This is a genomic window from Elusimicrobiota bacterium (assembly GCA_016706425.1).
In the GTDB taxonomy this organism is placed as follows: Bacteria; Elusimicrobiota; Elusimicrobia; order FEN-1173; family FEN-1173; genus JADJJR01.
In genome coordinates this window covers 1-13,588 of the sequence record JADJJR010000001.1, presented here as the reverse complement: position 1 = coordinate 13,588, position 13,588 = coordinate 1, and the positions used below count along the sequence as shown (strand labels likewise).

General features: G+C 52.2%; 8 protein-coding genes and 1 pseudogene. 5 read left to right on the top strand and 4 right to left on the bottom strand.

Annotated elements, in window-relative coordinates:
• The first annotated feature begins 35 nt into the window (after positions 1–35).
• The 5 genes and pseudogenes from IPI56_00045 to IPI56_00025 all read left to right on the top strand — a co-directional run bounded on the left by IPI56_00045 (position 36) and on the right by IPI56_00025 (position 9,978).
• A pseudogene (locus IPI56_00045) lies at positions 36–2,915 on the top strand (DEAD/DEAH box helicase).
• Positions 2,916–3,060: 145 nt separating this feature from the next.
• Positions 3,061–4,044: an Abi family protein gene (locus tag IPI56_00040; protein ID MBK7544131.1), complete on the top strand. Its 984-nt coding sequence runs from the start codon at positions 3,061–3,063 to the stop codon at positions 4,042–4,044.
• Position 4,045: 1 nt separating this feature from the next.
• Positions 4,046–5,947 carry a site-specific DNA-methyltransferase gene (locus IPI56_00035; protein MBK7544130.1) on the top strand — a complete coding sequence of 634 codons (1,902 nt, stop codon included), beginning with the start codon at positions 4,046–4,048 and terminating at the stop codon, positions 5,945–5,947.
• On the top strand, positions 5,947–8,919 hold the full coding sequence (locus IPI56_00030) for a DEAD/DEAH box helicase family protein (GenBank protein MBK7544129.1): 2,973 nt from the start codon (positions 5,947–5,949) through the stop codon (positions 8,917–8,919). Before IPI56_00035 ends, IPI56_00030 begins: the two co-directional genes overlap by 1 nt.
• A 273-nt stretch (positions 8,920–9,192) precedes the next feature.
• The gene (locus IPI56_00025) at positions 9,193–9,978 is read left to right on the top strand and encodes a DUF2971 domain-containing protein (GenBank protein ID MBK7544128.1); all 786 of its coding nucleotides are present in this window, start codon (positions 9,193–9,195) and stop codon (positions 9,976–9,978) included.
• A gap of 300 nt (positions 9,979–10,278) precedes the next feature.
• Here IPI56_00025 and IPI56_00020 read toward each other — a convergent pair whose 3' ends face one another.
• The 4 genes from IPI56_00020 to IPI56_00005 all read right to left on the bottom strand — a co-directional run bounded on the left by IPI56_00020 (position 10,279) and on the right by IPI56_00005 (position 13,436).
• Positions 10,279–10,551 (bottom strand): sel1 repeat family protein, encoded by a 273-nt coding sequence (locus IPI56_00020; protein ID MBK7544127.1) that lies wholly within the window; start codon positions 10,549–10,551, stop codon positions 10,279–10,281.
• A 334-nt stretch (positions 10,552–10,885) separates the two neighbouring features.
• The gene (locus IPI56_00015; GenBank protein MBK7544126.1) at positions 10,886–11,122 is read right to left on the bottom strand and encodes a hypothetical protein; all 237 of its coding nucleotides are present in this window, start codon (positions 11,120–11,122) and stop codon (positions 10,886–10,888) included.
• 130 nt (positions 11,123–11,252) lie between these two features.
• Positions 11,253–11,471, bottom strand: coding sequence for a hypothetical protein (locus IPI56_00010; GenBank protein MBK7544125.1), 219 nt, complete (start codon positions 11,469–11,471; stop codon positions 11,253–11,255).
• Positions 11,472–11,561: 90 nt separating this feature from the next.
• Positions 11,562–13,436 carry a DUF3857 domain-containing protein gene (locus IPI56_00005; protein ID MBK7544124.1) on the bottom strand — a complete coding sequence of 625 codons (1,875 nt, stop codon included), beginning with the start codon at positions 13,434–13,436 and terminating at the stop codon, positions 11,562–11,564.
• Positions 13,437–13,588: the final 152 nt, after the last annotated feature.

Here is a 13,588-nt window from a genome sequence, read left to right as displayed (position 1 = left end):
GCGAAATAGGCGTGAGCGAAAATAAATCATCTGGTTTGAATATCACATCTTTTCATGGGAAACTCTTGGCGGAGGAACTGCTTCAAAGGTTTCCTTCCGACAGCATTGAAAAACTTGCTTTGCTTGGCCGGGGCCCCTAGCCCACACCAACCCCCAATGAGGCGCCCCCCCTTTTTGCTTTTCGGAACCCGCTTTCCAGGGGAGCTATTTTGGCGGACGAAGTGGGGCTTGGGAAAACAATTGAGGCGGGTCTCTTGCTCTCTCAGCTTTGGGCGGAACGAAAACGCCGAATGCTAGTCATCCTCCCGGCCAACCTACGAAAACAGTGGAGCCAGGAGCTGTTGGACAAATTTCACCTGCCTACCGTCATCCTTGAAAATCGAAGTTTTAACGAAACCATCGCGGCGGGGAATCTGAATCCATTTTTGCAAGAGCCCATCGTCCTATGTTCCTACCAATTCGCCCGCACCAAAGAGGCCTACATCCGGCAGGTGGGTTGGGACTTGGTCGTCGTTGACGAAGCCCATAGGCTCCGAAACGTTTACAAGCCCACATCCAAAATCGCTAATGCGCTTCGCAACTGTCTGGGGCCTTATCGCAAGGTCCTGTTGACCGCTACTCCCCTGCAAAACTCCCTGTTGGAACTGTATGGGCTCGTGAGCATCATTGACGAATATGCCTTTGGGGATTTAAAAAGCTTTCGTTCGCGCTATGCGCGATTTGGCGACGGCGCGGATTTTAACCAGCTCAAAGAACGCATTAAACCCATTTGCAAACGAACCCTGCGGAAACAGGTACTGGAATATGTGAAATACACCAACCGCTTTGCCATCGTTCAGGAATTCACACCTTCGGCCGAAGAACAGAAGCTCTATGACCTGGTTTCGGATTATCTGCAAAGGCCCCAGCTCTATGCCCTCCCCACCGGCCAGCGGCAATTGATGACGCTGATTTTGCGAAAGCTCTTGGCTTCCTCCACCTTCGCGATCACAAACACCTTGGAAGGGTTAGCCAAAAAACTGGAAGCCGCCGCGAAGGCCGCCGAACCGGTTCAAAGCCCTCCGGATGACATTCAAGATAACCTCGAAACCGTTGACGCGCTCATGGATGAATGGGAAGAGTCTGAAGACGGGGAAGAACCGCCCGCAAAGGCAACGCTCAGTCCTGAACAATTGGCGGAACTAAAGAATGAAATGGATTTACTGAAAGAGTTTCACAATTTGGCCAAAGCCATTATCAAAAACTCCAAGGGGGAAGTATTGCTAACAGCCCTCCGAAGGGGGTTTGAAGCCGCGGCCAAAGCCCAAGGGGAAAAGGGGGCTTCCAATCTACAACCCAAAGCCATCATTTTCACGGAATCGAGGCGAACCCAGGAATATCTCTTCAACATCCTCGAAGGGACAGAATTTAAAGGGAAGTTGGTCTTGTTTAACGGAACAAACAACGATCTCCGATCAAAAGAAATATACAAGGCGTGGCTCCAGAAGCACGCGGGGACCGACCGAATAACAGGATCGCCCACGGCGGATATGCGGGCCGCCATTGTGGAACGCTTTCGGGACGATGCCGCCATCATGATCGCCACCGAAGCGGCGGCGGAAGGGATCAATCTCCAATTCTGCAACGTGGTGGTGAATTACGACCTTCCGTGGAACCCTCAGCGGATCGAACAGCGGATCGGAAGGTGCCACCGCTATGGGCAGAAATTTGACGTGGTTGTGGTCAACTTTCTCAACAAATCAAACGCCGCGGACCGGCGGGTTTATGAGTTGCTCGCGGAAAAGTTCAAGCTGTTCAACGGCGTGTTCGGCGCCAGCGATGATGTGTTGGGGGCCGTTGAATCCGGCGTGGATTTTGAAAAACGCATCGCCGCCATATACCAAAAATGCCGCACGGCGGATCAAATACAAACGGAATTTGATTCCCTTCAAAAAGACCTCTCATCTGAAATCGGCGAAAAGCAACGGGAAGCTCGGGACAACCTGCTCAACAATTTCGACCACGAGGTTGTCGAGAAGGTTAAGCTCCAAAGCCACGAGACCCTTTCAAGATTTGGCGAAAAACTCTGGCGACTCACCCGCCATGTCCTGGCGGGTTACGCACGCTTCAGCGAGGGGGAATACAGTTTCACTCTCGCGAAAAACCCATTCCCAGATGAGCCCATTCATCCCGGTCCCTACCGTATGGGAAAAAGCGGGAACGATGAGAACCTTTTTCGTGTCGGGCACCCGCTGGCTCAGCGCGTTATCCAAAAGGCCGCCAAGGCAGGGGGCGGGATCGGTGGAATTAAGCTTTATTACACCAGGTGGGGAAGGAATATCGCCGCGCTCCAGCCCCTTATGGGGAAAGCGGGATGGCTGACCTGCGTCAAGTTGACGATTACAGCCCTGGAGACCGAGGACCACATTGTTTTTACCGGGCAAACCGATGACGGAAAGCCCCTGGAAAACGACCAATGCCGAAGATTATTCGATCTCCCCGGCGATGAATTTGAGGTGATATCCACCAATGGAATGGAGAAGGCGCTTGAAGGGATGGTCGCGACCCAAATTAAACAACGCCTTGAAACCATTTCCCGCCGGGACGGGCATTGGTTCGAAACGGAAATGGACAAGCTGGACAAGTGGGCCGAAGACCGTCGGGATGCGCTAAAATTGTCGTTGGAAGAACAGGATGAGGCCATTAAAGAAGCCAAACGGGCGGCCCGCCTGGCGCCAACTCTGCCGGACAAACTGGAGTTGCAGAAAAACCTGCGGCAGATGGAATCCAAACGGGCCGAGGCCTGGCGCGCCTTTGACGCGGGGGTTAAGGAGATCGAAACCGCCAAAGACCGGTTGCTGGACGAAATTTCACAGCGGCTTCAACAAAGGATTGATAGGCAAACACTCTTTACCGTCCAATGGGAAGTGCAATGACCCTGCTCTCTGTTTTCTCTGATCGGACCCGATACCCTTGTTTTTCTGTCGGAATCAGGTATAATATGGCTAACAAACCCGCCAGGCCTCTACCCCGTAAGGGGCAAGCTCAACTGTGGCGGGTTTCTTTTTTTAGGGGGACTCGTTGAAATATTCCAAACCCCCTCTCACCTTCGAAAAACAAGCCGACCTACTCATTCAGCGGGGACTTGGCGTCCAGAACAGACAGGACCTGATCGAAAAGCTTCGGGTGGTCAACTATTACCGCCTAAGCGCGTATTGGATTCCCTTCAGGCAAACCGATGAGACTTTGCGGCCCGGTACCACCCTAGACCTGGTCTGGAATCGATACACATTCGACCGCCAACTCCGCTTGTTGGTCATGGACGCCGTGGAGCGGGTGGAGGTCGCTTTTCGCACCCGGATGGCGGAACTCCATGCCAGCAAACACGGGGCCTTTGGCTATCTGGATCGTGCAACCTTCTCGCCAAACACGAACATCTTATCGGTAGCAAAGTTCCATGCTAAGCGGTTCCTCCGAAATATCCTTCCTTGCGCGCTGGCTAATCGGAAGGGCTTAATGGACTCCCATGACGAATTTGTTCTCCGCCTTAGAAAAATAGCATCTGAAAGCAAAGAAGAATTCGTCCGGCACTTTTTCAGTCGTTATTCATCCGAGGCAAATTTGCCTGTTTGGATGGCGGTGGAAATCATGACCTTGGGGAACGTGCTTTCCATGTTTCAACGTTTACCACGAGAGGACAAGAAGACCTTGGCGGGAGTCTTTGGCGTTATCTCTCCCGTCATGGAAAGCTGGTTGTTGACGCTTAACTACGTTCGCAATATCTGCGCGCATCATTCACGGCTCTGGAACCGCACCTTGGCCATCCGCCCTTTCATCCCGCACAAAAAGCACGGGTCGGAATGGCATGTTCCTGTTGCTGTCGCCAACGACAAAATATTTGGGGTATTAACGATCTTAATGTTCTTGCTCAAAAGGATAGCCCCACAAAGCCGGTGGGCCGATCGCTTAAAGGATTTGATGGCACGGTATCCCGACATTCCACTTGCTGAAATGGGATTTCCCGCCAACTGGAAGGATTGCCCAATTTGGATTAAGGAGCCATAAAATGGAACCAGAGAAACTCGATTTGAGGTCGCACACCATTGCGGAAGATAAGAAGGCGGAGCTGTTGCGGCTATTGCCGGAAATCCGAACGGAGGGGGGTAAGATTGATTTTGACCGATTAAAGCTTGCTCTGGGCGAAACGGTGGATGTGGGGAAAGAACGCTACGGCATGACCTGGCCCGGCAAGGCTGATTGCTTCAAAACCATTCAATCCCCCAGCATGGGCACCCTGCGGCCCTGCGCGGAAGAAAGCGTCAACTTCGACACCACTGAAAACCTTATCATCGAAGGCGATAACCTGGAAGTGTTGAAGCTCCTGCAAAAGTCCTACATGGGCAAAGTTAAAATGATTTACATCGACCCGCCCTACAACACCGGCAACGATTTCATTTATCCCGACAATTACACCGAGAGCCTTCAAACCTATTTGGAATACACGGGCCAATTGGACGCCCAAGGGAAGCGGTTTGGGACAAACACCGACACGGACGGCCGGTATCATTCGAAGTGGATGAAAATGATGTATCCGCGGCTATACTTGGCTAGGAATTTAATGGCTCAAAACGGGATAATTTTCATAAATATTGACGATACAGAAATCGATAATTTGAAAAAATTATGCAACGAGGTGTTCGGGGAAAATGAATTCATAGGATGCTTGCCTTGGAAGGGCCGTGGAGGGAGACAGGATTCAAAATACGTTGCGCAAATCCATGAGTATGTTCTTGCTTATGGGAAATCTTTAGAGGAGTTTGTCGTCGGAGGAGAAGCACGAACCATGGAAGGGTTTGTTAAGTGGGATGATACAAAAAAACTTCACTACAAAACCCAGCTCGCAAGGAAATGGGGGGCAAATAGCCGCCAAGAAGATCGTCCGAATCTATATTATTCAGTCGTTGCTCCTGATGGAAAAGAGGTTTTTCCAATGTTGCCTAACGGGAAGCCTGGGTGCTGGCGATGGTCAAAAAAAAGGATGCAACAGGAGTTTGAACATGGGAATGTCGAATTTGTTGCTTCAGGGGATCAATGGATTTTGTATGAAAAACTTTTCCAACCAAAGAGCGATGACAAAGTATTTGCTAAATGTGTGAGTTGGTTGGATGATGTTGGCACAACTGCAAATGGAACGAAGGAATTGAAGGAACTGTTTAGTAACTTGGATAAGCCCCCATTCGACTTTCCAAAGCCAATAGAATTGATTTTGAAGTTGGTAAAAATCGGAAATGCAAATTCAAGCGACATTGTTCTCGATTTCTTTGCGGGTTCCGGAACAACGGGTCACGCTGTTTTGGACCTTAACAAACAAGACAACGGCAATCGCAAATTCATCCTTGTCCAGCTACCCGAACCCTGCGGCCCGGAAAGCGAGGCATTCAAAGCCGGTTATAAAACGATCGCAGACATCACCAAAGAGCGCGTCCGCAGGGTCATCAAGAAGCTGAACAAAGAAGACGAAGACAAGCTGGGATTGGATGGGAAAAAAAAGGATCGCGGTTTTAAGGTTTTTAAATTGGCGGAATCCAATTTTAAAACCTGGGAAAGTGCCGGTTCCCAAGGGAGCCAGACAAAACTCACCAAGCAGATGGAACTGCACATCAACCACGTCCGCAAAAACCGGACCCAGGACGACATTCTTTTTGAAATCCTATTGAAGAGCGGGTTCCCGCTCGCCACGCCCATTGAGAAGTTGTCTTTGGCGAGAAAGTCAGTCCATTCAGCGGCGGGTGGGGCCCTGTTGATCTGCCTTGAGCCGCAATTGACGCTTGAGTTGATTCGCGCCATGGCGGATAAAAAGCCCGAACGGGTGGTTTGCCTGGATGAGGGGTTCGCCGGGAATGATCAGCTTAAGGCCAATGCCGTCCAAACGTTCAAGGACCGCAACATCGTTTTCCGAACTGTCTGATGAAATTACAGTTCGACCCCAACCAGCAATTTCAACTGGACGCCGTGGCCTCGGTGGTTGACCTGTTTGACGGCCAGCCAAATGAGAAACCGGATTTCAGCATTATTCACCAGGAAGAAGGCGAAGGGCTCTTTAGCGGCAAAACGCAGACCGAGCTTGGCCTGGGGAACCGGCTCATTCTGGCCGAAGACAAACTGCTGGCCAATACTCGGAAGGTCCAAACCCGCAATGATTTGGAAGTTGATGGCGGTAAGCCCCTAGAGTCTTGGGAATTAGTGGATGCCACCAAAGGAGCCCCAAGGCGATGCCCCCATTTTTCCATCGAGATGGAAACCGGGACAGGCAAAACCTACGTTTATTTGCGGACCATTTTTGAACTTTCTCAACGGTATGGATTTCAAAAATTCATCATCGTCGTTCCCAGCGTGGCGATCCGGGAGGGCGTCCTTAAAAACATCGAAATAACTGGCGAACATTTCAAGGCGATCTACAACAATCTGCCGTTCGAGCATTTTGTTTACGACGCTAGGCGGATCAACAAACTCCGCCAATTCGCCGTCAGTAACGCCCTGCAAATCCTGATCATCAACATCGATGCCTTTCGGAAAAAGTTTGCTGGGACGGACGAAGAGAAGAAAAGCAACGTCATTTACAAAGAAAGTGACCGCCTGTCGGGCCGACAACCCATTGAGTTTATCCAAGCCGCCCGGCCCATCGTCATTATTGACGAACCCCAAAGTGTGGACAACACGGAAAAGGCCCAGGACGCGATCCGAGCCTTGAACCCCCTTTGCACCCTGCGTTATTCGGCCACCCATCGAAACCCTTACAACCTGATTTACCGCCTCGATCCGATACGGGCCTTTGAATTGAAATTGGTGAAGCAGATAGTTGTGGCAAACGCCGCGCCGGAAGGGGCCTCAAATGACGCTTTTGTCCGCGTTGAAAAGATCGATAACATAAAGGGCATTCGGGCCAAGGTGCGACTTCACCGGCAGACAGCAAATGGCCCTGTTGAAAAATCCCTTTACGTAAAGAAAGGGACCGACCTTTACACCGTGTCGGAAGAACGGGCCAATTACGGCTCCGGGTTCCAAGTGGTGGAGATCAATGCTGAGCCGGGAAACGCCTATATTCGTTTTAGCAACGGAGAAGTGTTGCGCGAGGGGGAGGAGCGGGGCGGCTTGAGGGATGATGTTTGGCGGTTGCAGATTAGGCACACGGTCAAAAAGCACCTGGAAAAGGAACTTCAAACTCGCAGCCGGGGGATCAAGGTATTGAGCCTGTTTTTCATTGACCGGGTCAGCAATTACCGCGATTACGATGCCGAGGGGAAACCGGTTCAGGGGAAATTGGCCCTGGCCGTAGAGCAATGTTTGGCGGAATTTGCCAAGGATGACCGATTCAAAGATTTGGATTGGTTGCGCCTCTCTGTGGACAAACTTCACAACGGGTATTTTGCCCAAGACAAAAAGGGGGTGCTAAAAGACACCCGGGGTGATACTAAAGACGATGACGAGATTTATAACCTCATCATGAAAGATAAGGAACGACTGCTTTCCATGGATGAACCCCTGCGCTTTATCTTCAGCCATTCGGCGCTCCGCGAGGGGTGGGACAACCCCAACGTTTTTCAAATCTGCACGCTAAACGAAAGCCGGAGCGCCCTGCGCAAACGCCAGGAGATCGGGCGCGGCCTCCGTTTGCCCGTTGATCAAACCGGGGCGCGGGTGATAGACGAATCCATCAACAAGCTGTTGGTCGTGGCCAACGAAAGCTACGAAGACTTTGCCCGCGCCCTTCAGACGGAATATGAGGAAGATTGCGGCGTGACCTTTGGCAAGGTTCCTATAACGGTGTTTGCCAAGATGGTCAGAATTGTGGATGGGGAAGAGCGGCCCGTGGGGCCTGATGTCGCCAAGGAAATTCAAAAGGTGTTGTTGGAGGGAGGCTTTATTGATGCCGAAGGGCGGCTTCAACCGAGCTTTGACCCAAAAAGAAAAGATTTCAAAATAAACCTACCTGAACACCTAGCGGATTTGGCTCCCGCAGTGGTAGACCTCTTGGCGGGCTACCAGATGAGCCGCCACATTCGAAAAGAACGGGACGAGGGGCCAAATCGTTTTCGGAAGGATATCGCGCTAAGCCCCGAGTTTAAAGTCCTTTGGGAGAGGATCAAACCAAAGACGACCTATCGCGTTGAATTTACAACAGAGGAGTTGGTGACAAAAACTGTGAGCGCCATTCGTAACATGGAGCGCATTGAGCCCGCGCGCATCAACTTGACCACCGGGATGCTGGAGGTGACTAAAGCTGGCGTGGGCGCAAAGGCCTTGAGTGCGTCCATGGAGGAGGTGAAACACACAGGGGGAATTCCGGACATTCTGGGCTATCTACAAAACGAAACCGAATTGACCCGGGGAACGATTTTCAGGATTTTGAAAGAGTCCAGCCGATTGACGGATTTTTTCGTTAACCCCCAACGGTTCATGGACAAAGTGGCAATGATCATTAAGGCCGAACTGCACCGTCTTTGCGTTGACGGCATCAAATACGAGCGGTTGGCTGGCCCGGGGCCGGAGGCGGAATGGGAAATGGCTCTCTTCAAGAATGAAGAGCTGGTGAACTATTTGACGTCCCTACCGGTCAAAAAATCAATTTATGAGCAGGTGGTTTACGAATCCGAGATCGAAAGAACATTTGCCGAAAAACTGGACCAACGGGAAGACATTCGCCTTTTCGTCAAACTCCCCGATTGGTTCCAAATCGATACCCCCGTTGGAAAATACAACCCCGACTGGGCCATCGTTAAACACGACAGCGACACGATCTATATGGTCAAGGAAACCAAGGGCACCAAAGAATTTCTTAAACTCCGAACCACCGAGGCCGACAAAGTCCGTTGCGGGGAGAAGCACTTTCAAGCGCTTGGCGTCCCATTTGCCGTGGCTGTCACTGCCGATGAAGTTTAATGGCGATTGGTTGTGCTTCAATCAAGGCGGAAAAGCAATGAGGCCTTAAAATGGATACAGGGTTGATTCTGAGTTATAAGCAGTGTGGAATGCTGAACATTGGATGCATTGATGCTATCGAGGCATGACAAAACGCACTTCTTTAAGTATGTGGATACAAGCGCAGCAAAACAAATCCTAAAAAGCAGAAAGCTGCAATGGAAGGAACCCGGATTATTTAACGACCCATTCGACCATAATACGGGCTTTAAATATCAATTCAACAAAGAGGACATGCTCGCTGAACTTTCCAATACATTCGATAGGATTATGTTCGGTGAGACTGGCTGTCATTTTAAAGTAAGGACGAATCTCGGATCCATGCTTCAAGAAATGCGCCAGAAATTAGTTCAAGTTCGGAGTAAATTACCAGTCGAGGAGATTAAAAAGTTTAGAACCAAGGTCATCGAAGCCGTCTTGTCATCGCAGGATAAGTTACCGTTTCTAGAAAATCAAAGTACTTTCAGGCGATTTGCACTGGCATTCATAAATCAATCACGTACAATCTGTTTTTCGGAGATCAAGGACAATATTGTCATGTGGTCTCACTACGCTGACCAACACAGAGGAGCTGTCCTCGGTTTAAAATGTATGAAGGAAATTGACGATAATTTTCTTATAGCAATGCCGGTAAAATATTCGAAAGAGTTCCCTCCGTTTACACCCCTTGATCGATGGGTGCGAGAGATGACTGGTGAAGAAGAGCCGGATTTCAAGAGACTCTATTTCCCCCTCATATTTACAAAACACATTGATTGGGCTTATGAGAAGGAATGGCGCATCAGTTTACCGTTGCAACCAAATGAAAAAAATAGTCGTGGGATATATCTAGAACACAAAAATGCAGAAGTATTTGATTCGGTATACCTCGGCTGCCGAATGTCAGTAATAGACAAGGATGAGATCATTGCTATTGCCAAGGCAACAAATCCGAAGGTTTCAATTTATCAAGGGCGGATGAGTGATTGTGAATTTAATTTAGAGTTTGAAAAGATGGACGGTGATCCGTCAATAACTTAAGGCCGATGGTTCCCTGGTAATCCTGAAAAGGGCCCCCACGCTTTTTGCCATTTAGGGGCATGTCGGCAGGAACGTTTGCCGGGCCCACCTGGAGAACCATTTGATTCCCAACGGGATTTGGCGGGGGACGCCCCGGCCAAGCAAGACCATAGTCAGCCGCCGTTGGGCCTGGGGGATACCGGAGCCTCGGGGCGGCCTGCGGGGGGGGGGGTGGGGCGTTTGGTGGGGGTTCTTGGGCGGGCCCTTGGCCTTTGGGCGGAAAATTGCTAATTGATATTGGCTGGACATGCCTCCTTTGTGCTATTCCCATTTCCGTCCCCGCAAATTTCGTCTCATCTCCGCGTAGGCCTTCGCCAACATGGATCGGGTGGTTTTGTCGCCCTCCCGGCCGGCGCGTTTTAGCCAATATCGCGATTGGTCCCTGTCTTTGGGGGTGCCGCATCCGATCGTCAGGATGATGCCCAGGGTGATCATCGCCTGAACGTGGCCCCGCTCCGCCGCGTCACGCCACCAGAGAAAGGCCTGCTCGGGATCGCGGGGCGCTCCACGCCCCCTGGAGTGGGCGTCTCCCATAAAAAAGGAGAGGTCGGCAGAGCCGTTGTCTCCTAAAAAGGGTTTGCCGTTGATAGAGATCCTTCCGAATGGGCTGGTGCCGGAACAATACCCGCAGGGCGGGCCATGTTTTTCCAAAGGGCTTCAGCTCCGGTTGTGGATCATTAAAATGTGCCATGACGAACCTCCTTTGATTTGGCTTCAGTTCCCGCCTTCAAATCTATTCAAAACACCGCACCCTCCGGGCCCGATGGGCTGGGCCCGGACGGGATTGGCAAAGAACGCTCGAGCGCGTCAGGGTTCCTCCTATTTCGAATATTTGCGTTTCAGATGCCACGCGACCCCGCCTTGGCGACTACCTGCGTGCGTGCAGGCCATCCAGAAACCCGCGTTTATAGCCGTCCATGTAGGTCCGTTCCCCTATCTCCGGGATCGGGGCTAGAGGAACCAAGGGAGTTATGCAGGCGTATTCGCGGTAGCAATATCCCTCAATGTAGCCATCGCGCCAGCCATCGGAGAATGACGTCCCGTAGGCCAGCGCCGATCCCAACAGGGAGAGAGACAACAGCAGGACTGCGACAATGTTCTTCATGGCAGACCTCCTTTTCCTCTTTTGAATTACATCCATCTTTAAACAGCTTGCGAGACGCGGGTCAGCGTGCCGTTTCAACCTCCTTGTCGGCGGGCCCGGTGCCCTGGGCCTTGAACCAATGGAACCGTACCTACTGCGCGGGAGGAGGGGCGGCAATGATGTAGTCCAGGATTTTCTCATAGCGTTCAATGTCTTCTTCGAGCTCGGCGATTTGTTTGTTCAATTTCAAGGTTTCGCCTGTGAGACGGATCACCTCCAGCATGGAGTCGCGGCATTTGATGACAAGGTGGAGGTTGTTCTCCCGCTCTGTTTCCTGTTTTTCCGGCTTTCCTTCATTCTCGGTTTTCATATACGACCTCCTGCGTTTCAGTTGTTGAGTCTCACAGGTTGTCGAGCCCCCGTCCCGTGGGCCCATTGAACTGGGCCCGGTGGGGGGGTGTTAGGGTTTGCGCGCCTCCTTCGTCGATGTCTTGCGCAGGATAAGGTTGTCTTCGGAGGCGTTCTTTAGCTCTTGGTGGAATTGACGAAGGCGGTGGTATTCCGTGGCGGGGAGGCGGGCGGGCGTTAGCCAGCGGTCCTCGATCACGGTGAAGCGATTTCCCTCCAGCTTACAGGCGCGTTTGAAACGGATGCCGTCGGTTTTCATGTCGAAATTGCGAGGGCGGTGGACCACACTGTGCCCCGCCGGAAGCTGGACCACGGTTTCGGTGTGGGCGTAGTCGGTAACGGTAAACCAGAGGGGATGGACGCGGGGGGAATCGGGGAAGTTTTCCATGCGGTCTTCGACCTCCAACGCATAGACCAGAAACGGGCCGTTTTTCTGGGCAAGCCCGGGGGCTGTTCCGGTAATTCGGGTTTGGATAGGCCCGAAGCGTTGGTCCACACCCTGGAACTCTATGGCGCCGTCCTGAATGCCAGCATGAATGGCCGCCAACATGACCTGCTTCGATTTGTCAGCCAGCGGCTTGGGCATGGCCTCGATCGCTCGAATGCCCTGACGCACACCGGGGCAGGATTTGCGAGAAAGGATCCCCGTGTGCTCCAACCGGCCGGAACCGTCGGGGTTGAGCTGAATGCGCTTGGTTGTCCAGGTCCCGGGGTTTGATAAGTCTTCCGTGGGGAGGGTGATCCGTTTGCCTCCGTTGCCGTCAATGAGGAAAACCTGCCCGCCGTTGAGGCCGGGGTGCTGTTCGGTGTAGGGGAAGTTGTTGTCGGTGGATTCCACGAAGTAGAGCCCGCCGTGTTCCACCGCGGCGATCATGTGGTTGAAATAACCCCAGCGCGGAAGCGCGTCTTGAATCTCCGGCAGGGTGGGGGCCACCAAGGCGGGATAGGCTTTGACGCCCAGCACTTTCAATAGCGCGATGGCGAGGGCGGTGCGGTCTTTGCAGTCCCCGTAGCGGTTTTTGAGGGTTTCCTCTGCCGGATGTGGGGTGAGGCCGTTTTGACCCAGGTTCATGGAGACGTAGCGGACGTTGTCGTCGATGTAGTTGAAGACCCCTTGAATACGATCGGCGGTGGAAGTGGATTTGGCCATTATTTCCTCCGCCAGCTTTTGGATGGGGGGCGTGACTTTGGCCGATTCGCCCACCACCGGTGCAAAGAAGGCGTCCAATTGGGACCAATCCTTCCAGTTAGAAATGGACATGGATCCTGCCAGGTGTTCCACGGGGGGCGTGTAGTCTTCATCTGGAATCTCATCCCGGTCGTTAAAGGCCCATTCCAGCGTGTGTTTCCCATTTGTGACGGTGGACTTTCCCGGTGCGAGCCCGTTTGACGGCAGGAAGGTGAGGTCCATCCCCTGCGGCCAGGTGACGGCGTAGCGGACCCGTTTCGCTTCGCCCGAGGGTTCAATTTGGTGGAAAAGCTCGATCTGGCCGGGAACGCGGGGTTTGAAGTTGTGGTAGGCGATCCTGAGCTCGACGGTCGATCCCACCGTGAGGTTGGGCACCGTGAGGGTGACCACGCGGGTGTCGTCATAAACAGCATTGTTTCCGGAGCGGGCCTTGTCTTGGACCTTATTGTGGTGGATGCGTTTGCCTTCCGGGGTGATGACCACGGCGGACATCGTCAGTTTCTCGAAGGTGGGGTTGTATTCATCTTGGAACTCGCCGAACCCATTCTTGATCGCTTCAGGGCTCTGGATCTTGTGCAGGGAGCGAACTTTGGTTTTTCGCGTAAAGTCCGTGAAGATTTGGACGTCCTGTTCCATGGACAGGGTAAGGACGTGCCGGTCGGCGTTGCGCTGTTCCCAGGTGTCGGCGAGGAGGATGAGCGGGAAGAAGAGCAGACCGGCGAGGATGGATCGTTTCATATGGCTACCGCCTTTCGGACCGAAGTCCGGGGAAATCGAGCAGCCCATGGTGTCGGAGGGCGGGTGGGTTCGCCTCTCACTTCCAGTATGGGGCCGGATAACACATAAAACCAACTAATAGTTTTTATATCTGATATAGAATCTGATAATCT

Coding starts and splice junctions, on each gene's coding strand:
- IPI56_00035 (MBK7544130.1), top strand. CDS start 4,046: ATGGAACCAGAGAAACTCGATTTGAGGTCGCACACCATTGCGGAAGAT.
- IPI56_00030 (MBK7544129.1), top strand. CDS start 5,947: ATGAAATTACAGTTCGACCCCAACCAGCAATTTCAACTGGACGCCGTG.
- IPI56_00025 (MBK7544128.1), top strand. CDS start 9,193: ATGCTCGCTGAACTTTCCAATACATTCGATAGGATTATGTTCGGTGAG.
- IPI56_00020 (MBK7544127.1), bottom strand. CDS start 10,551: ATGGGAGACGCCCACTCCAGGGGGCGTGGAGCGCCCCGCGATCCCGAG.
- IPI56_00015 (MBK7544126.1), bottom strand. CDS start 11,122: ATGAAGAACATTGTCGCAGTCCTGCTGTTGTCTCTCTCCCTGTTGGGA.
- IPI56_00010 (MBK7544125.1), bottom strand. CDS start 11,471: ATGAAAACCGAGAATGAAGGAAAGCCGGAAAAACAGGAAACAGAGCGG.
- IPI56_00005 (MBK7544124.1), bottom strand. CDS start 13,436: ATGAAACGATCCATCCTCGCCGGTCTGCTCTTCTTCCCGCTCATCCTC.